The sequence below is a fragment of the Streptomyces sp. NBC_01235 genome (assembly GCF_035989285.1).
Taxonomy (GTDB): Bacteria; Actinomycetota; Actinomycetes; order Streptomycetales; family Streptomycetaceae; genus Streptomyces.
In genome coordinates this window covers 9,602,652-9,619,876 of the sequence record NZ_CP108513.1, presented here as the reverse complement: position 1 = coordinate 9,619,876, position 17,225 = coordinate 9,602,652, and the positions used below count along the sequence as shown (strand labels likewise).

At 71.5% G+C, this 17,225-nt stretch carries 18 protein-coding genes; 10 read left to right on the top strand and 8 right to left on the bottom strand.

What is annotated here, in order from left to right; all coding sequences use genetic code 11:
• Nucleotides 1–8 precede the first annotated feature (8 nt).
• The 3 genes from OG289_RS43320 to OG289_RS43310 are packed head-to-tail and all read right to left on the bottom strand — an operon-like array spanning nucleotide 9 to nucleotide 3,414.
• Nucleotides 9–1,214 carry a CaiB/BaiF CoA transferase family protein gene (locus OG289_RS43320; protein WP_327319487.1) on the bottom strand — a complete coding sequence of 402 codons (1,206 nt, stop codon included), beginning with the start codon at nucleotides 1,212–1,214 and terminating at the stop codon, nucleotides 9–11.
• Nucleotides 1,211–2,686, bottom strand: a complete 1,476-nt coding sequence (locus OG289_RS43315; RefSeq protein ID WP_327319486.1) for an aldehyde dehydrogenase family protein — start codon at nucleotides 2,684–2,686, stop codon at nucleotides 1,211–1,213. The genes OG289_RS43320 and OG289_RS43315 overlap by 4 nt, the downstream gene beginning before the upstream one ends.
• On the bottom strand, nucleotides 2,683–3,414 hold the full coding sequence (locus tag OG289_RS43310; protein ID WP_327319485.1) for an SDR family oxidoreductase: 732 nt from the start codon (nucleotides 3,412–3,414) through the stop codon (nucleotides 2,683–2,685). Before OG289_RS43310 ends, OG289_RS43315 begins: the two co-directional genes overlap by 4 nt.
• A gap of 167 nt (nucleotides 3,415–3,581) precedes the next feature.
• Here OG289_RS43310 and OG289_RS43305 point away from each other — a divergent pair, with 167 nt between their 5' ends.
• The 4 genes from OG289_RS43305 to OG289_RS43290 all read left to right on the top strand — a co-directional run bounded on the left by OG289_RS43305 (nucleotide 3,582) and on the right by OG289_RS43290 (nucleotide 6,791).
• A complete protein-coding gene (locus tag OG289_RS43305; protein WP_327319484.1) occupies nucleotides 3,582–4,388 on the top strand; it encodes a TauD/TfdA dioxygenase family protein in 807 nt (268 codons plus the stop codon).
• Nucleotides 4,385–5,122, top strand: coding sequence for an SDR family NAD(P)-dependent oxidoreductase (locus OG289_RS43300; protein ID WP_327319483.1), 738 nt, complete (start codon nucleotides 4,385–4,387; stop codon nucleotides 5,120–5,122). The genes OG289_RS43305 and OG289_RS43300 overlap by 4 nt, the downstream gene beginning before the upstream one ends.
• Nucleotides 5,119–5,664 carry a carboxymuconolactone decarboxylase family protein gene (locus OG289_RS43295; RefSeq protein WP_327319482.1) on the top strand — a complete coding sequence of 182 codons (546 nt, stop codon included), beginning with the start codon at nucleotides 5,119–5,121 and terminating at the stop codon, nucleotides 5,662–5,664. The genes OG289_RS43300 and OG289_RS43295 overlap by 4 nt, the downstream gene beginning before the upstream one ends.
• Nucleotides 5,665–5,744: 80 nt before the next feature.
• A complete protein-coding gene (locus OG289_RS43290; RefSeq protein WP_327319481.1) occupies nucleotides 5,745–6,791 on the top strand; it encodes an NAD(P)H-dependent amine dehydrogenase family protein in 1,047 nt (348 codons plus the stop codon).
• Nucleotides 6,792–6,793: 2 nt separating this feature from the next.
• Here the strand turns inward: OG289_RS43290 and OG289_RS43285 are convergent, their stop codons facing one another.
• Genes OG289_RS43285 through OG289_RS43275 form a run of 3 tightly spaced genes read right to left on the bottom strand, consistent with a single transcriptional unit; the run spans nucleotide 6,794 to nucleotide 9,634 of the window.
• On the bottom strand, nucleotides 6,794–7,585 hold the full coding sequence (locus tag OG289_RS43285; RefSeq protein WP_327319480.1) for an enoyl-CoA hydratase: 792 nt from the start codon (nucleotides 7,583–7,585) through the stop codon (nucleotides 6,794–6,796).
• Between the two features lie 22 nt (nucleotides 7,586–7,607).
• Nucleotides 7,608–8,780 (bottom strand): acyl-CoA dehydrogenase family protein, encoded by a 1,173-nt coding sequence (locus tag OG289_RS43280; RefSeq protein ID WP_327319479.1) that lies wholly within the window; start codon nucleotides 8,778–8,780, stop codon nucleotides 7,608–7,610.
• Nucleotides 8,780–9,634 carry an acyl-CoA dehydrogenase family protein gene (locus OG289_RS43275; RefSeq protein WP_327319478.1) on the bottom strand — a complete coding sequence of 285 codons (855 nt, stop codon included), beginning with the start codon at nucleotides 9,632–9,634 and terminating at the stop codon, nucleotides 8,780–8,782. Before OG289_RS43275 ends, OG289_RS43280 begins: the two co-directional genes overlap by 1 nt.
• 151 nt (nucleotides 9,635–9,785) lie before the next feature.
• On the opposite strand from OG289_RS43275, the gene OG289_RS43270 reads away from it, so the two are divergent.
• Nucleotides 9,786–10,625 carry a TetR/AcrR family transcriptional regulator gene (locus tag OG289_RS43270; protein WP_327319477.1) on the top strand — a complete coding sequence of 280 codons (840 nt, stop codon included), beginning with the start codon at nucleotides 9,786–9,788 and terminating at the stop codon, nucleotides 10,623–10,625.
• Between the two features lie 123 nt (nucleotides 10,626–10,748).
• Here the strand turns inward: OG289_RS43270 and paaZ are convergent, their stop codons facing one another.
• Both paaZ and OG289_RS43260 read right to left on the bottom strand, forming a co-directional pair.
• Nucleotides 10,749–12,296: a phenylacetic acid degradation bifunctional protein PaaZ gene (gene paaZ, locus OG289_RS43265; protein WP_327319476.1), complete on the bottom strand. Its 1,548-nt coding sequence runs from the start codon at nucleotides 12,294–12,296 to the stop codon at nucleotides 10,749–10,751.
• 47 nt (nucleotides 12,297–12,343) lie between these two features.
• Nucleotides 12,344–13,204, bottom strand: coding sequence for a VOC family protein (locus tag OG289_RS43260; RefSeq protein ID WP_327319475.1), 861 nt, complete (start codon nucleotides 13,202–13,204; stop codon nucleotides 12,344–12,346).
• Nucleotides 13,205–13,286: 82 nt separating this feature from the next.
• Here OG289_RS43260 and OG289_RS43255 point away from each other — a divergent pair, with 82 nt between their 5' ends.
• The 5 genes from OG289_RS43255 (at nucleotide 13,287) to OG289_RS43235 (ending at nucleotide 17,214) form a co-directional block, all read left to right on the top strand.
• Entirely contained in the window at nucleotides 13,287–13,895 is a 609-nt protein-coding gene (locus OG289_RS43255; protein ID WP_327319474.1) for a carboxymuconolactone decarboxylase family protein, read from the top strand.
• The gene (locus OG289_RS43250; protein WP_327319473.1) at nucleotides 13,892–14,740 is read left to right on the top strand and encodes a fumarylacetoacetate hydrolase family protein; all 849 of its coding nucleotides are present in this window, start codon (nucleotides 13,892–13,894) and stop codon (nucleotides 14,738–14,740) included. The genes OG289_RS43255 and OG289_RS43250 overlap by 4 nt, the downstream gene beginning before the upstream one ends.
• A 34-nt stretch (nucleotides 14,741–14,774) precedes the next feature.
• A complete protein-coding gene (locus OG289_RS43245; RefSeq protein ID WP_327319472.1) occupies nucleotides 14,775–15,317 on the top strand; it encodes a MarR family winged helix-turn-helix transcriptional regulator in 543 nt (180 codons plus the stop codon).
• Nucleotides 15,318–15,445: 128 nt separating this feature from the next.
• Nucleotides 15,446–15,985, top strand: a complete 540-nt coding sequence (locus OG289_RS43240; RefSeq protein WP_327319471.1) for a cupin domain-containing protein — start codon at nucleotides 15,446–15,448, stop codon at nucleotides 15,983–15,985.
• Entirely contained in the window at nucleotides 15,982–17,214 is a 1,233-nt protein-coding gene (locus OG289_RS43235) for a cytochrome P450 (protein ID WP_327319470.1), read from the top strand. Before OG289_RS43240 ends, OG289_RS43235 begins: the two co-directional genes overlap by 4 nt.
• The last annotated feature ends 11 nt before the right edge of the window (nucleotides 17,215–17,225 follow it).

The window sequence follows — 17,225 nt, the reverse complement described above, 5'->3', positions numbered from 1 at the left end:
GTGCGGGGTCAGGTGACCGCGCCGCCCGCCTTGAGGGCGAGGATGCGGTCCCAGTCGTAGCCGAGCTCGGAGAGGATCTCCTCCGTCTGCGCGGCGAACTCGGGAGCGGGGCCGAGGCGCGTGTCCTCGACGTCGAACTGGACGGGGCTGGCGACGAGTTCGAGCTCGCCGGCCTGTCCGATGTAGCCGTTGGCGCGCACCTGCGCGTCGGCGGCGGCCTGGAAGGTGTCCTGGACGGGCGCCCAGGGGCCCTCCAGCGCGGCGAGGTCCCTGGACCACTCGGCGAGGGTCCGGGTGGCGATCACCTCGCGCAGGATCTTCACCGCGTCGTCGGTGTGCGCCGCGATGGACTCGACGGTGGCGAAGCGTGGGTCGTCCGCGAGGTCGGGACGGCCGAGGCAGCGGCAGACGTCCGCCCAGAACCTCGCCGGCTGGAGCATGACGAAGGAGAGGTAGCGGTCGTCGGAGGTGCGGTAGAGGCCGGAGAGCGGGTTGGCGGGCGAGCCGTGGGCGCTGGGCGTCACGCCCTCCCAGGCCCGGTCGAGGTGCAGGGACAGGCCGATGGAGTGGCCGAGCGCCCACAGGCCGCTGCCGAGGAGGGAGACGTCGACGACCGAGGTCTCGCCGGTGCGCTCGCGGCGCAGGAGCGCGGCCGCGATGCCGCCCGCCAGGTTGGTGCCGGAGATCGTGTCGCCGTAGGCCGGGCCGGGCGGACTGACCATGCCCTCCGTGCCGGGCGGGGTGATGGAGGCCGCGGTGCCGGCGCGGGCCCAGAAGGCCGTCATGTCGTAGCCGCCCCGGTCGGCCTCGGGGCCGCGCGGACCGAGCGCGCTCCCCCGGGCGTACACGATGCGCGGGTTCACGGCCCGGATGTCGTCGACGTCGATGGCGAGGCGGGCGCGGGAGGCGGGCAGGAAGCTGGTGAGGAACACGTCCGCGCCCCTGACCAGCTCGTACAGCACCTCGCGGCCCTCGGGCGACGCCATGTCGAGGCCCAGGGAGCGCTTGCCGCGGTTGGCGTGCGCCACGTTGGGGTTGGGATCGCCCTCCACCTTGAACGAGCCGGTCTGCCGCAGTCCGCGCTGCGGGTCTCCGGTGACGGCGTGCTCGACCTTGACGACGTCCGCGCCCCAGTCTGCGAGCACCGCACCGGCGGAGGGCACGAAGCCGTACATGGCGACCTCGAGAACCCGGATGCCCTCCAGCGGCCTCATACGACCACCCGGGCGAAGGACTTCTCCTCCAGGAACTCCTCGAAGCCGGCCCGTCCGCTCTCCCGGCCGACCCCGGACTGCTTGTAGCCGCCGAAGGGGACGTCGGGGGCGAAGTAGTTGCCACCGTTGATGGAGAAGGTGCCGGTGCGGATCCGGCGGGCGACGCGGATCGCCCGCTCCTCGTCGGCGCTGTGGACGGCCCCCGACAGCCCGTACCTGGAGTGGTTGGCGATACGGACCGCGTCCTCCTCGTCGTCGAACGGGATCACCGCCAGGACCGGGCCGAAGACCTCCTCCTGGGCGATCTCGCTGTCCGGGGCGACATGCGCGAGGAGGGTCGGCTCGTAGAACCAGCCGGGGTCGATGCGGTGGCCGCCCCGTACGAGGGTCGCCCCGTCGGCGACGGCCCGCCGGACCATGCCGTCGACCTTGTCGCGCTGCTGCTCGCTGATGAGCGGGCCCATGGTGGTGCTGGGGTCGGTGGGGTCGCCGACCTTGACGCGTTCGAGACCGGCCGCGACGAGCTGCACGATCTGGTCCTGGTGGGCGCGCGGGACGAGGAGGCGGGAGGTGAGGGCGCAGCCCTGGCCGGAGTGGGAGCAGATGGTGAACGCGGCGAACATGGCCGACTTCACGAAGTCCGCGTCCTCGAAGACGATCATCGCGGACTTGCCGCCGAGTTCGAGGAAGACCCGCTTCACGGTGTCGGCCGCGGCGGCCATGATGCGGCGGCCGACGGGGGTCGAGCCGGTGAAGGTCACCACGTCCACGTCCACGTCGGGGTGGGTGGTGAGGAGTTCGCCGACCTCGGCGCGCGAGGAGCCGAGGACGTTCACGACCCCCGGCGGGATGTCCGTGTGTTCGGCGATGAGTTCGCCGAGCGCCAGGGTGATGAGGGGGTTCTGCGGGGCGCCCTTCAGGACGACGGTGCAGCCGGCGGCGAGGGCGGGGGCGAGCTTGGCGAGGGCCAGCTGGTTGGGGTAGTTGTACGGCAGGATCGCCGTGACGACCCCGGCGGCCTCCTTCTCCACCCAGCGGTGGTGGCGCCGGCCGCGCGACTCGATCTCGCCCAGGTCCTCGCTGAACTCGCACTTCTCCAGCAGGTCGGCGTAGAACCTCACGATGCCGATGGGCTCGTCGAGCTGGGGTCCGTGGGTGAGCTGGAGGGGGGCGCCGACCTCGGCGACGGTCAACTCGCGCAATTCCTCGCGGTGTTCGTCGAGGGCCTGGTGCAACTGGCGCAGGCAGCGCAGTCGCAGCTCCTTGTTCGTGGACCAGTCGGTGGTGTCGAAGGCGCGGCGGGCGGCGGCCACGGCGGCCTGGGCGTCGGCCGGGGTGGCGTCGGGGGCGTGGCCGAGCAGTTCGCCGGTGGCGGGGTTGTGGGAGGGGAACGTGCTCTCGGCGGCGGTCAGCCTGCCGTCGATCAGCTGGGACTTGACGACCAGGGACGGGTTCTGGGCGGGGGCGCTCACAGCCGCACCACCTGTCCGCCGTCCACGGCCAGGATCTGACCGGTGAGCCAGCTCGCGTCGTCGGAGAGCAGGAACAGCACGGCGCCGGCCTGGTCGGCCGGGGTGCCCATGCGCTTGAGGGCGAGGGACTGCACCATGGCCCCGCGGTACTCCTCCGGGACGATGCTGCGGGTCGCCTCGGTGTCCGTCGGCCCCGGCGCGATCGCGTTGACCCGGATGCCGCGCCCGCCGAGTTCGGCGGCGAGGGAGACCGTGAGGTGGTTGATGCCGGCCTTGGCGAGTCCGTAGAAGCCGGTGGGCTGGTAGGCGGCGGTGGAGGACTGGTTGACGACGGCCGCGCCCTCGCCCAGGTGCGGCAGGACGGCGCGGGTCACGTGCAGGGCGCCGAGCAGGTTCACCTTGAGGAACCGGTCGAGGTAGTCGTAGTCGACGGTGACGATGCCCTCGCGACGCATCCCGTGGAAGATGGCGGCGTTGTTGACCAGGTAGTCGATGCGACCGAGTTCCCGCACGACGGTGTCGGCGAGCTCCTGTGCCGAGGCCGGGTCCGCCACGTCGACCCGCACGAAGAGGGCGTCGCCGATCTCCTTGGCGACCCGCTGCCCCTGCTCCTCGTTCAGCTCGGCGACCACGACCTTCGCGCCCTCGGCGGCCAGTGCCTTGGCGTACCCCTCGCCGATGCCCTGCCCGGCCCCGGTGACGATCGCCACCTTGTCCTTGAACCGCATCCCAGCCCTCCTGGTTCGGTCGACCCCCGACGTCAGACCCCGGATGACCGGAAACTACATTCTCTATTTGCGCGAATCAAGGATTCGGACAAGAGAACCTGATGTTCTCCACTTCCGGCCCCCGGCATGGTGAGAATATGATTCTCGCGAATGGAAGGGGTATTTCCATGATCGAATCGAAGGCCTTGAGCCCGTCGCTCGGGGTGGAGTTCACCGGCGTGACCGACCCACTCGACGGCACCTTCGTCGAACGCGCCGCCGAAGCCCTCAAGTGGCGGGGGATACTCCTGGTCCGCGGTCTGCACCTCGACGACGACCGGCAGCTGGCGTTCAGCCGCAGGCTGGGCGAGGTGGTCGCGCTGCGCGGCCAGGAGATCTTCCCGATCTCCGTCAACCCGGCGAAGAGCAAGAGCGCCAAGTACCTGAAGGGCGCCTTCCACTGGCACCTCGACGGCACCAGCGACGACGTCCCCGTCAGGGTGACCACACTGACGGCCCGTCATGTCGCCACGGTGGGCGGCGGAACCGAGTTCTCCAGCACTTACGCCGCCTACGAGAACCTGCCGGAGAAGGAGCGCGAGCGTTACGAGAGCCTGCGTGTGGTGCACAGCTTCGAGGCGGCGCAGCGGCTGGTGACCCCGGACCCCACGGAGGAGGAGCTGGCCGGCTGGCGCACCCAGCCCACCCATGAGGTGGCTCTGGTGTGGCGCCGCCGGGACGGCCGCCGTTCCCTCGTCACCGGCGCCACCGCCGACCACGTCGTCGGCATGGACCCCGAGGAGAGCCGGGCCCTGCTCGACGAACTCCTCGACTGGAGCACCCAGGAACGGTTCCGCTACACGCACGACTGGACGGTCGGCGACCTGGTGGTGTGGGACAACACCGGGATCCTGCACCGGGCGCTGCCCTACGACGAGAGCTCCGAGCGGTTGCTGCACCGGACGACCGTCGTCGGCGAAGAGGCCTTCGCATGAGCCCGGAAGCAGCCGCGGCGGCGGGCCCGGTCCGGACGGCGGTCGTCACGGGCGGCGCCTCCGGCATCGGCCGGGCCGTCGCCCGGCGGCTCGCCGAGGACGGCATGAAGGTCGCCGTCCTCGACATCGCGCCCGCCGGGGAGGGCTACGGCCTGACCGTCGACGTCTCCGACCGGGCCCAGGTCGACAAGGCGATGGACTCGGTGCGCGAGCGCCTCGGGCCGGTGACGGTGCTGGTGAACGCGGCCGGCAAGGACGGTTTCACCCGCTTCGCCGACCTCTCCTTCGTGGACTGGCAGCGGGTGGTCGACATCAACCTCAACGGTGTCTTCCACTGCGTGCAGTCCGCCCTGCCGGACATGTGGGAGGCCCGCTGGGGCCGGATCGTCAACATCTCCTCCTCCAGCACGCACTCCGGGCAGCCGTTCATGGCGCACTATGTCGCCGCCAAGTCCGCGGTGAACGGGCTGACCAAGTCCCTGGCCCTGGAGCTCGGCCCACGGGGCATCACCGTCAACGCGGTCCCGCCGGGCTTCGTCGACACTCCGATGCTGCGCACGGCCGAGCAGAAGGAGCGGCTCGGCGGCTCCATCGAGGACCACATCGCCCGCACCCCCGTCCGCCGGGTCGGGCGCCCCGAGGACATCGCGGCCGCCTGCTCCTTCCTGGTGAGCGAGGAGGCCGGTTACATCACCGGCCAGATCCTCGGGGTGAACGGGGGCCGCAACACATGACGCGGCTGCCCCCGATCCCCTTCGAGGAGTGGGACGCCGAGGTCCTGCGCCCGCTGACCGGCGGGCGCACGACACCGCCGTCCAACGCTCTGGGCCTGCTCCTGAACCACCCGCACCTGGCCAGGGCGTTCCTGACCTTCAGCACCCAACTGGTGTACCGCGGTTCGCTGCCCGCCCGGATGCGGGAACTGGCGGTGCTGCGGGTCGCCTGGCGGCGCCGCTGCCGCTACGAGTGGGCGCACCATGTACTGATGGCCGATCGGGCCGGGGTCACCGAGGAGGAGTTGGAGCAGGTGCGGCAGGGCGCCGACACCTTGGTCAACCGGGCCGTGGACGAACTGGAGAGCGCCTCCTCCCTCTCCGACGAGACCTACGCGGAGCTGGCGAAGGAACTGGACGAACGACAGCTGATGGAGTTCGTGTTCGTCGTCGGCGCCTACGGGCTACAGGCGATGGCGTACAACACCTTCGAGGTGGAGCCCGACGCCGGGATGGACGACGCCGGGATGGACGACGGGGGGATGGACGAGACCCTCGTATAGAGCACGGACGGCGAACCGGGGCGGCAGCCGTGTCCGTGCCGCGTGTCCGCCCCCTCCTCGCGACTACCCAGGTGGTGGACATGCAGCACGCCAGGCGGCCTCTTCGCGTCATTCAGTGGGCCACGGGGACCATCGGCAGGCGGTCGCTGCGCGCCGTACTCGAACATCCGCACATGGAACTGGCGGGGGTCCACGTGCAGACTCCGGACAAGGCCGGGCGCGACGCGGGCGAACTGTGCGGGACGGGCCCGACGGGGGTCACCACGACCCACGACATCGACGCGATCCTGGGCCTGGGCGCCGACTGCGTGCTGTACATGCCGCGGGCGGCGGACGACGACGAGGTGTGCGCCCTGCTCGCGTCCGGCGCGAACATGGTGACCACGGCCGGCGGCTTCCATCACCCGGCCGGCCTGGATCCCGCCCTCAAGGAACGGGTCGAGGACGCCTGCGCGCGGGGCGGGACCTCGCTGCACAGCACCGGCAGCAGCCCGGGGTTCATCACCGAGGCCGTACCGCTCGTCCTGGCCCCCCTCCAGCGGCGGCTGGAGACCCTGACCATCCACGAGTACGCCGATCTCTCCCGACGGAACTCGCCCGGGCTGCTGTTCGACGTGATGGGCTTCGGCCAGGTGCCGACAGCCGCCTTCGGCGAACGCCGCCTCGCTCACCTCCGGTCGAGCTTCGGGCCGTCCCTGCGACTGGTCGCCGACGCCCTCGGCCTGCCCCTCGACGCCGTGGAGGCGCACGGGCGACTCGCCACCGCGGCCCGCACCACCGCCATCGCCGCCGGCCGCCTGTCGGCCGGTACGGTGGCCGCGCAGCGCACGACGGTGTCCGGTCTGCGCGGCGGTCGTACGCTGCTGCGGTTCCACTCGACCTGGTACTGCGCCACGGACCTGGACCCCGCCTGGGACCTGCGGCCCACCGGCTGGCATGTGACGGTCGACGGCGACACGCCCCTCGACATCGACATGCGGTTCCCGGTGCCGCTCGACCGGATGGGCGCCGTCTCGCCCGGCTACACCGCCCACCGGGCCGTCAACGCCGTCCCCGCCGTCTGCGCCGCGGCGCCGGGGGTCCGTACGACCGTGGACCTGCCCCTGTTCACCGCGGCGCTCGGCTGAGCTCAGTCCTGCCGGACGTGCTGCTTCATGTCGTCCAGCCGGATCAGGACGGGATGGCCGGACACGCTCAGCGCGTTGCCGTGGCCCGTCTGGTGGATGTCGAAGACGGACTGGAGAGCGGCGTAGAAGCCCTGGACGTCGAGGGTCTGGTTCACGGCTCGTTTGGCCTGGCGCAGGCCGAAGGGGGGCATCCGGGCGATGCGCTCGGCCAACTCGCGGGTCGCGCTGTCCAGTTCGTCGAGCGGGACGACCTTGTTGACCATGCCGGTCCGCTCGGCCTCGCGGGCGGTCAGAGGCCGGCCGGTGAACAGGATCTCCTTCGCCTTGCGTGCCCCCAACTCCCAGGTGTGACCGTGGTATTCGACGCCTCCGATGCCCATGTGCACCACCGGGTCGGAGAACTCGGCGTTCTCCGCGGCGACGATCAGGTCGCAGGGCCAGCACAGCATCAGCCCGGCGGCGATGCACTTGCCCTGGACGGCGGCGACGGTGGGCTTGGGCAGGTTGCGCCACTTCAGCGCGTACTCCAGATAGCGGCGCGTCTCGGCGTCGTAGATCCACTCCAGGGTGATCTCGCCGGGTCCGGGCCAGCGGTCCTTGAGGTCGTGCCCAGCGGAGAAGTGACGGCCGTTGGCGCGCAGGACGACGACCCGGACGCCCTCGTCGCGGCCGGCCCGGGTGAAGGCCGCGTCGAGGTCGTCGAGGAGGGCCATGGTCTGGGCGTTGGCGGCCTCGGGGCGGTTGAGGGTGATGGTCGCGACGCCGTCCTCGGCCGCGTACAGGATCTGGTCCATACGGCTGGCTCCTCAGGGGTGGTCAGCGGGGCAGGCCGAGGACGCGCTCGGCGATGATGTTGCGCTGGATCTCGCTGGTGCCGCCGGCGATGGTGCCGGCGAAGCTGCGCGCGTACCGCTCGAACCAGCTGGAGACGAACGCCTCGTTGTTCATGTGGTGGTACGGGCCGGTGAGCACCGGATGCGGCAGCCCCTCGGCGCCGTGGGCCTCCAGCGCGTGCAGGGAGGCGGACTGGACGGCCTCGGAGCCCAGCAGCTTGAGGACGGAGATCTCGGCGGGGTCGCGGCCTGGGCCGAGCCGGCGGTGGCCGAGCAGGCGGTGGCCGAGCAGGCGCAGCGCCTGGAGGTCCATGAGGAGCGTGGCGTACCACTCCTGGCCGGCACCCGCTTCGGCCGCGTCGCGGATCAGGTCCTCCAGTCGTTCGGCGTACGACAGCCAGAGCAGGGTGCGTTCGTGGCCGAGGGAGCCGTTCGCCACCCGCCAGCCCTCGTTGAGGGGGCCGACCAGGTTCTCGCGGGGCACGCGCACGTCGGTGAGGAACACCTCGTTGAAGTCGAGGTCGTCGGCGGCGGCGATCGAGCCGAAGGGGCGGCGGACGACGCCCTCGGTGTCCGTCGGGACGAGCAGGGCGCTGATGCCCTTGTGCCGGGGGGCGTCGGGGTCGGTGCGGACGAAGGCGAGCAGGACGTCGGCGTCATGGGCGCCGGAGGTCCAGATCTTCTGGCCGTTCACCGTGAAGGTGTCCCCGTCGAGGACGGCCCGGGTGCGCAGGGAGGCCAGGTCTGAGCCGGCCTCCGGTTCGCTCATGCCGAGGGCGGCGGTGATCTCCGCGCGCAGGACCGGCACGGCCCAGCGGGACTTCTGCTCCTCGGTGCCGAAGGTGAGGAGCGAGGCGGCGATGATGCCCAGGCCCTGGGGGTTGAAGCTGTGGTAGATCCGGCGGTGGGCCAACTCCTCCAGATGGGCGAGCTGCTGGGGCAGCGTGGCACCCCGGCCGCCGTACTCGGGTGGCTGTCCGGGCAGCAGCCAGCCGTGGTCGAAGAGGGTGCGCTGCCAGCGTCGTGCCCAGTCGGGGACGTGGGCGCTGGAACGGGAGCGTTCGCGTGCCTCGGCCTCGGCGGGGAGGTGGGCGTCGAGGAAGACCGAGAACTCGGCGCGGAACGCGGCCACTTGGTGGTCGTCGGCAAGCCTCATCACAGGACCAGCGCCTTCCGGTGGACGGCCGCGGTGCCGAGGAGCAGGTCGCAGGCCTGGGCCCGCTTGAGAACGAACTGCAGCTCGTTCTCCCAGGTGAAGCCCATGGCGCCGAAGAGCTGCAGGCCGTGCCGGAAGACCAGGCGCTGGCACTCCCCCGCGGCGGCCTTGGCCATGTGGGCGGCGTCCGTGCGACGCGGGTCGTTCTCGGCGATGGTCAGGGCCGCGAAGTGGGTGAGCACGCGGGCGCGTTCGATCGCCACGTGCATGTCGGCGGCCTTGTGCTTGACGGCCTGGAAGGAGCCCAGCGGCCTGCCGAACTGCACCCGCTGCTTCACGTGCACGAGGGCGAGATCGAGGATGCGTCGGCAGGCACCGACAGCGGTGGCGGCGAGCCCGGTGAGGGCCAGGTCCGGCACCCCGGCGACGAGTTCACCCTGGCCTTCGACACGGGCCACATGCAGGTGGGGGTCGAGGACGGGGACCCGCTCGGCGGCCAGGTCGGCGCCGCGTACGACGGTGACGCCGGCCGGGGTGAGCAGCGCGACCTCGTCGGCGCGGTCGGCGTCGAGGACATGGCGGCCGACGCCGTCGAACACCGCGGTGCCGCTGCCCTCGGGAAGACGCCCGGTCAGCGGGGCGAACCAGGTGGCGGTGGCCAGGAACGGCGTCGGGTCGGCGACGTAGCCGAGCTCCTCAAGGATCAGGGCGAGTTCGAGCGGGGGCGCCTCCAGCCAGCCGAGCCGCAGATACGTGTCCCACTGCTGGTCCTCGGGCCGGCCGCGCACCTTGGCGACCGTCTCGCGCACCGTACGCCGAAGCAGCCGCTGCTCCTCGTCGAGTTCGAACTCCACGCCCGGCCTCCGCCCTCTCACCGTACCGGCGACACCACCGGGCGAGAATAGCATTCTCCTTATAGGGAAGTAAGAGTCTTGCTTATGGGGGAGCGCAGTTCGGTAGGGGGAGTGCCCTCCGCTTTCACATATGTGGAGTACCGTTCTGCTCATGAGTGCCGTCCCCGTAGATCCGGTCGAGACACCCGAGCCCGCCTGGCGGCAGCGCGCCGTCGAGCGATCCACCCGCGCCGCGAAGCTCCGCGCCGAGCAACGCGTGCAGCGCTTCCTGGACGCGGCCCAGGAACTGATCGCCGACAAGGGCACCACCGACTTCACGGTGCAGGAGATCGTCGAGCGTTCCCGGCAGTCGCTGCGCAGCTTCTACCAGCACTTCGACGGAAAGCACGAGCTGCTGCTCGCGCTGTTCGAGGACGCCCTGTCGCGTTCGGCCGTCGAGATCCGCGAGGCCGCCGCGACCGGACGCAACCCGCTGGACAAGCTCCGGATCGCCGTCGACCTGCTCTACCGATCCTCCGAGCCCAAGTCGGGCGCGCAGTCCCCGCTGTTCACGGACTTCGCCATCCAGCTGCTCGTCAGCCATCCCGACCAGGTGGCCACCGCGCACCTGCCGCTCCTCGGCTTCTTCACGGAGCTGGTGGAGGAGGCCGTCGCGGCGGGCCAGGCCACCTCCCCGAAGCCGCGCCGCACCGCGTCGCTGATCATGCAGACGGCGATGTTCACGGCCCGGGCCCCCTCGGCGCCGGTCGGCGCGCATCCGTCGCCCATCTCCGCGCAGGAGGTGTGGGCGTTCTGCCTGGGCGGGATCACGGGCGGGGCGGCTGCGCCAGGCACGGCCGAGGCGACCCCCGAGGTGGAACAGCCGGTCGCCGCCGCGAAGAAGGCCCCCGCCGCGCCGGCCGCCAGGAAGACGGCGGGCGCGCGCAAGACGGCGGCGAAGAGCACCGCCACGAAGCCGGCCACGGCGAGGACGTCCCGCAGCAAGGCCTGACAACAAGTCCTGGCAGCAAGTCCTGGCCACAAGGCCTGACAGCACACGGTCCGCCATCAGGGTCCCCGTAGAACTCTCCTACGGGGACCCTTCGCCCGCGCCCGTGCCCGCTCCTGCGGAGGGCTACGCCCCCAGCGAGCCCAGCACCCGCCGCGACCCCTGCACCGCGGTCCGTTGCATCAGATCCACCACACCCCGGATCCCCGCCATCTCCGATCCGCCCCCGGCCCGCCCGGGCCCCCCGTGCCGCAGCGCGGGCAGCGGCGACCCGTGTCCCGTCGTCCGGCCCATGGTCGCGGAGTCCAGCAGGTGCAGCCGCCCGTGCCAGGCAGCGGCCTCCCCCACGAAGCCGACCGTCCAGGGCAGGTCGTCACTCACCACCGACGCGGCGAGGCTGCCGCGCCCGCGCGCGAGCAGGTCCGCCGCATGCCCGGTGTCCCGGTAGGCCAGCACGGTCGCCGCCGGGCCGAACGGTTCCACCTCATGGGGTGCGGCCGCGTCCGGGTCGGCGGAGACGAGGAGGGTGTCGAGAAAGGCGCCCCGCTCGGCGTCGGCGTCGACGACACGCACCTTCTCCGGGTCGCCGTGCACGAAGCGGCCGGACTCGGCGATCCTTCGCACGGCCCCGCGTACGTCGTCGCGCTGCGCGAGGCTGACGACCGCGCCCATCGTGACGCCCTCCGCGACGGGGTTGCCGATGCTCACCCCGGCCAGCCCGGCGGAGATCGCGTCGAGGGCTGCGGACTCGTGTGCGCGGGGGACGAGGACACGGCGGATCGCGGTGCACTTCTGGCCCGCCTTGACCGTCATCTCGGTCACCACCTCGCGCACGAACGCGTCGAAGAGCGGCGAGCCGGGGGTGACGTCCGGGGCGAGCACGATTGCGTTGACGGAGTCCGCCTCCGCGTTGAGGCGGACGGAGCGGGCCACCACGTTCGGATGGGTGCGCAGGGTCTCTGCGGTGGCGGCGGAACCCGTGAAGGAGAGGACGTCCTGCTCGCCGAGCAGACCGATCGCCGGCCGCACCGAGCCGACCACGAGCTGAAGGGCCCCCGGCGGCAGGACCCCGGCCTCGGTCACGATCCGGACCAGGTGCTCGGTGAGGTACGAGGTCGGGGTGGCCGCCTTCACCACGCTCGGCATTCCCGCGAGCACGGCCTGGGCGAGCTTCTCCAGGGGCGCCCACACAGGGAAGTTGAAGGCGTTCACCTGGAGCATCAGGCCCGGGGAGGGCGTGACCAGGTGGACGCCCAGGAAGTCCTCGCCCCGGGCGAGGCGTTCGGCGGGCCCCTCGACGAGGTACGGGGCGTCCGGGAGTTCGGCTCGCGCGCGGGCGGCGTAGTCGCGCAGGACGCGGATGCCGCCGTCGACGTCGTAGCGGGCGTCGTTCAGGGTGGCTCCGGCGCGGGCGGAGAGGGCGTACAGCTCCTCGCGGCGGGCGCGGACGGCCGCGGCGACGGCGTCCAGGAGGTCGGCGCGCCGGTGGAAGGTCAGGGCCCGCAGCGCCGGGCCGCCGACGCGGCGCGCGTGTTCGAACGCCCCGGCGAGGTCGAGGCCCTCGGAGGAGACCCGGCAGACCAGCTCTCCGGTAACCGCGTCGCGTACGTCGGCCGCCGTGCCGTCGGTGGCCGTGGGGGTGACCCAGGTGTCCTGCAGATGACTCTGGAGCATGGGGATGCGGCCCGCTTTCTTCGAGGAGGCTTCGGGGAGGGGGCGGGTCAGTCGACCGGGTGGTGGCCCCAGATGTCGGCGGTGTAGACCCGGCTGACCCAGGTGCTCTCGTCGACCTGCACGCCGCCCGCGCCGATCTCGATGCCGAATCCGGCCGGTGAGGTCATGTAGAAGGAGAACATTCCGTCGTTGGCGTGCTTGCCGAGCGTGGCCATGAGCTTCACGTCGTGCTCACGCGTGCGGTCGAGGGCGCGGCCGACCTCCTCCGGGCTGGTCACCTCGCACAGGATGTGGTGGGTGCCCTCGTTCTTGTACGACCGGATGAAGGCGATGCTGTGGTGCCGCGGGTTGCAGCCGAGGAAGTGGAAGGTGCCCCAGGGGTAGTCGGCGGTGTCACTGAGCCGGAAACCGAGGACGTCGCAGTAGAAGTCCACCGCCTCCTGCACGTGGGGTGTCTTCATCACCACGTGCCCGAGCCCCTGCTCCCCGGTCACGAAGTCGACGCCGAGCGGTGACACGAACCGGCCGGGTGCCAGACGGCGGCCGCAGAACAGCTCGGTGCGGATACCGAGAGGGCCGGTGAAGTGCACCATCCGAGCCACCTGGCGGTCCTGGCACTCCTCGTCCGTGCCGACGGACACCTCGACGCCGGCCTCCTTGAGGCGCACCGTCGTCTCGTCGATCGCCGCGGGATCGCGCACCTCCCAGCCGATGACCGTCAAGCCGCCCGTGGGCGCCTCGGTCAGCCACATGCGGAACGGGTGCTGGTCCATCCGCAGCCGGTACCGCGCCGGCCCCTCCGGCTCACCCGGCTCGACCGCGAGGCCGATCACGTTGCGGGCGTACTCCGCCCATGCTGTCGGGTCGGGCGCAGCGATGCCCACGTACCCAAGGCTCTGGATCGTCATGGCAAGGACGATATTTGTTAGACCCTTGACGGTCAAGACTCATACGAATACGTTGACGCCATCGAGCCGAGGAGGTCTGACGATGTCGGGAGAAGTGCCCGAGAAGGCCCGCGTGCGACCCCGCGACGAGGGCGAGCTGCACGAGAAGACACTGGCGTCGCTGGCGCCGTACCGCGATCAGGACGGCCGGATCTACACGATCTGGGCGACCCTGGCGCACCACGAGGACGCGCTGCGCCGCTTCATCGTCTTCGGCAACCACGTGCTGGGGAAGAACACCCTGCCGCTGCCGTCCCGGGAGCTGATGATCCTCCGGATCGCGGCCCGCGCCCGGGCCGCCTACGAGTGGGACCAGCACGTACGGATCGCCCGCCGCGCCGGGCTCGCCGACGACACCATCCTGGCCGCCGTCAACGGCGACTGGGACGGGCTGGACGAGCTCGACCGGGTACTGCTCGCCGCCACCGACTCCCTCCTGGACCGCCAGGGCGTGGACGACGAGCTGTGGGGCCGGCTGACCGACCACCTGAGCGTCGAGCAGGTCATCGACGTCCTCTACACCGTCGGCCAGTACCTCACCATCGCCACCGTCATCAACACACTCGGCGTCCAGGTGGAGGGCGGGCTCGCCCTGCCCCTCCCCCGGCCTGCCGACCGGCCCGCCGACCAGAAGGAAGAAGAAGTCGCATGAAGCTCGCCAACCTCGCCGGGCGCCCCGTCGTCGTCCGTGACGACCGCGCCCTCGACATCGCGGACGCCAGCAAGGGAGCGATCGAGCCGCGCCTGGAGGTGCTGTCCGACCTCGCCCTCCACGACGAGCTGCGCGCGATCGCCGAGCGCGCCGACGACGCCGACTGGAAGCCGTTCGACCAGCACGACCTGGGCCGGGTCGCCAAGCCGTACAAAGCCATCGGCGTCGCCCTGAACTACCGCGCGCACGCCGAGGAGTCCGGCCTTCCCGTGCCGGACGAGCCGTCGGTGTTCGCCAAGTTCGCCTCGTCGGTGGTCGGCCCGTACGACTCGGTCGTGGTGCAGGCTCGGTACGACAAGGTCGACTTCGAGGCGGAGCTCGTGGTCGTCATGGGCAAGGAGGGCAAGAACATCTCCGAGGCCGACGCCTGGTCCCACGTGGCCGGTGTCACCGCCGGTCAGGACATCAGCGACCGCAAGGAGCAGTGGCGCAAGCCGATCAACCAGTTCACGCTGCCGAAGTCGTACGACACCTTCAGCCCGATCGGCCCGTACCTGGTGACGCTCGACGAGTTCGCCGACCCCGACGACATCGAGGTGGCCGGCTGGGTCGACGACCTCGAGGTGCAGCGGGGCCGCACCTCGGACCTGATCTTCAGCGTGCCCGAGCTGATCGCCTGGCTGTCGAAGCGGGTGACGTTCGAGCCCGGTGACCTGATCTTCACCGGCACCCCGGCCGGCTGCGGGGTCCGCCGCACCCCGCGGCTGTACCTCACCGAGGGCAAGGTCCTGCGGACCGAGGTCACGGGTGTGGGCACTATGGTCAATCCGGTCGTCGGCGGCTGACACCGGCGAGGCCGGAGAAGGAAGGGTGGGAGACGTGACGGACACCGTGCGCGAACCGGAGACCTCGAGTACGAGCCGGACCCGGGAGTTCTCGGAACTGCTGCGCCACCAGCATCGTGAGCTGGGCACGACCGATCCCCGGGACCTCGACGCGATCGAGATGGTCACCGACCTCACCCGCCTCGAAGCCCGGCTGACCAAGGACTTCGAGAAGCACGTCCACCGGCCGCTGGGCCTGACCTGGGCGGGCTTCAGGATCCTGAACGCCCTGTGGGTCTACGGACCGCTCGGCCAGCAGGACATCGGCCGGGTCTCCGGATCCACCCGGGCCAGCATCTCCAGCGCGCTGGCGACCCTGGAGAGCCGCGGCCTCGTCACCCGCGAGCGGGTCGAGACCGACCGCCGTCAGCTGGTCGTCGAGCTCACCGCGGAGGGCCGCCAGACCCTGCGGCTGGCCATCGAGGCCCAGACGAAGCGCGAGCGGGCCTGGACGGGCGTCCTGCGCGACGACCAGCTCAGTGAACTGGTGCATCTCCTGCGTACGCTGGTCAACCAGGAGACCCCGCCCGCGGAATGACCGGGCCCGGGGAACCGGTCCACCACAGGAGTCGTGCTCGGAGCCGCCGCAGCACGACCGTCGAAAAACAGTTAGAACCTTTACCGTCAAGCATCTAACAGTAGGTTGGTTTCTCAAGGGAGAGAATCATGGTCCGTCGTGTCGTCACCGGTGTCAGCCCGAGCGGGAAGCCCGTGATCGTCAGTGACGGCGAGCCGCCGCGCACCAATCAGTCCGTGCACACCCCCGGCTTCGCCCGCTCCCTCGTGTGGAACACGGCGGCTCCCGCCGTCCCGTCGGCCGACCCGACGGCATCCCTGAAGTCCTTCGTGCCCGCGCCGGGCGAGACGGTCGCGCTGACCGTCACCTTCGCGCCGGCCAGTGTCTACGCCGACCCCAGCTGGGACCCCGCCGCCGCGGCGGCGGAGCAGCTGGAGTTCAGCCCCGGTCTCGCCGAGCTCTTCGAGCCCGACAACCCGGGCATGCACACCACGCCCACCGTCGACTACGGCGTCGTCCTCACCGGCGAGCTGGTCCTCGACCTCGACGGCGGCGAGACCGCGGTCCTGGGGCCCGGCGACATCATCGTGCAGAACGCCACACGCCACGCCTGGCGCAACAACGGCACCGAGCCCGCCACGGCGTTCTTCGTCCTGATCGGCGCAGGCGGCACAGGTGGCACGGCATGAGCGCCGTGCCCGCGGTGACGACGGCGGCGCCCGGAGCGCCCGTCGTCGACCTCGACCTCGCCGACCTGCGCCGCGACCCCTACCCCGCCTACGCCGAGCTGCGCCGCACCGCACCGCTCGCCTGGGTCCCCTCGGTCGGTCGGCACCTGCTCACCCGGTACGAGGACATCGTCCTGGCGGAGAAGCTCCCCGAGGTGTTCAGCTCGCGCGAGGAGGGCTCGCTGCTGCTGCGCACGGTCGGCCCGAACATGCTCCGCGAGGACGACCCGAACCACCGGCGTCTGCGGTCCGCCGCGGAGCCGCCGACCCGTCCGCGCCAGGTCCGCGACCTGTGGGCAGGCGCCTTCGAGCGCACGGCGCACGAACTGCTCGACCGGATCGCGGGCAGGGGCGAGGCCGACCTGATGGCCGACTTCGCCGAGCCGCTCGTCGCCGCCAACCTGGCCCTGGTGCTGGGCCTGCGCGACGCGAGCGCCGAGGACGTCGCCAACTGGTCGCGGGCGATGATGGCGGGCAACAGCAACTACGCCGACGACCCCGACATCTGGCTGCGCGCCGAGCGGGCCACCCGGGCCATCGAGGACGCGGTGGCCCGGGCCGCCGAGGCCGCCCGGCGCGAGCCCGACGGCTCGGTGATCTCCTCCATGGTCCACGCGGCCGGGCCGGTGGATCTCGCCGAGATCCAGAACAACGTCAAGGTCATCATCGGCGGAGGTGTCAACGAGCCGCGTGACGTCTTCGGCGTCGGCGCCTGGGCGCTGCTGAACCGTCCCGAGGTGCGGGAACGGGTCCTGAAGGAGCCGTCGAGCTGGAAGCGGGTGTTCGAGGAGACCGCCCGCTGGGTCTCGCCGATCGGCATGTACCCGCGCCAGCTCACCCAGGACCACGAGATCGCCGGGCTGACCCTCCCCGCCGGCAGCCGCGTGGCCCTCGTCATCGCCTCCGGCAACCGGGACGAGTCGGTGTTCGAACGGGCCGACGAGTTCGACCTCGACCGGCCGCACCGTCCGCACCTCGCCTTCGGCGGCGGACCGCACTTCTGCATGGGCGCGTGGGTCGCGCGCCACGAGGTCAGCGCGATCGCCTGGCCCCTCGTCTTCGGCCGCCTCAAGGGACTCCGCCTCGCCGAGGGCGCGACAGCATCCGACAGCGGCTCCGCCGCGGGCCGCCTGGACGGCTGGGTGTTCCGCGGGCCGACCTCGCTGAACGTCACCTGGCAAGCAGCCTGAGCCGTCCCCAT

Coding starts and splice junctions, on each gene's coding strand:
- OG289_RS43290 (WP_327319481.1), top strand. CDS start 5,745: ATGCAGCACGCCAGGCGGCCTCTTCGCGTCATTCAGTGGGCCACGGGG.
- paaZ (WP_327319476.1), bottom strand. CDS start 12,296: ATGCTCCAGAGTCATCTGCAGGACACCTGGGTCACCCCCACGGCCACC.
- OG289_RS43240 (WP_327319471.1), top strand. CDS start 15,446: ATGGTCCGTCGTGTCGTCACCGGTGTCAGCCCGAGCGGGAAGCCCGTG.
- OG289_RS43285 (WP_327319480.1), bottom strand. CDS start 7,585: ATGGACCAGATCCTGTACGCGGCCGAGGACGGCGTCGCGACCATCACC.
- OG289_RS43305 (WP_327319484.1), top strand. CDS start 3,582: ATGATCGAATCGAAGGCCTTGAGCCCGTCGCTCGGGGTGGAGTTCACC.
- OG289_RS43255 (WP_327319474.1), top strand. CDS start 13,287: ATGTCGGGAGAAGTGCCCGAGAAGGCCCGCGTGCGACCCCGCGACGAG.
- OG289_RS43280 (WP_327319479.1), bottom strand. CDS start 8,780: ATGAGGCTTGCCGACGACCACCAAGTGGCCGCGTTCCGCGCCGAGTTC.
- OG289_RS43320 (WP_327319487.1), bottom strand. CDS start 1,214: ATGAGGCCGCTGGAGGGCATCCGGGTTCTCGAGGTCGCCATGTACGGC.
- OG289_RS43260 (WP_327319475.1), bottom strand. CDS start 13,204: ATGACGATCCAGAGCCTTGGGTACGTGGGCATCGCTGCGCCCGACCCG.
- OG289_RS43235 (WP_327319470.1), top strand. CDS start 15,982: ATGAGCGCCGTGCCCGCGGTGACGACGGCGGCGCCCGGAGCGCCCGTC.
- OG289_RS43300 (WP_327319483.1), top strand. CDS start 4,385: ATGAGCCCGGAAGCAGCCGCGGCGGCGGGCCCGGTCCGGACGGCGGTC.
- OG289_RS43270 (WP_327319477.1), top strand. CDS start 9,786: ATGAGTGCCGTCCCCGTAGATCCGGTCGAGACACCCGAGCCCGCCTGG.
- OG289_RS43310 (WP_327319485.1), bottom strand. CDS start 3,414: ATGCGGTTCAAGGACAAGGTGGCGATCGTCACCGGGGCCGGGCAGGGC.
- OG289_RS43250 (WP_327319473.1), top strand. CDS start 13,892: ATGAAGCTCGCCAACCTCGCCGGGCGCCCCGTCGTCGTCCGTGACGAC.
- OG289_RS43295 (WP_327319482.1), top strand. CDS start 5,119: ATGACGCGGCTGCCCCCGATCCCCTTCGAGGAGTGGGACGCCGAGGTC.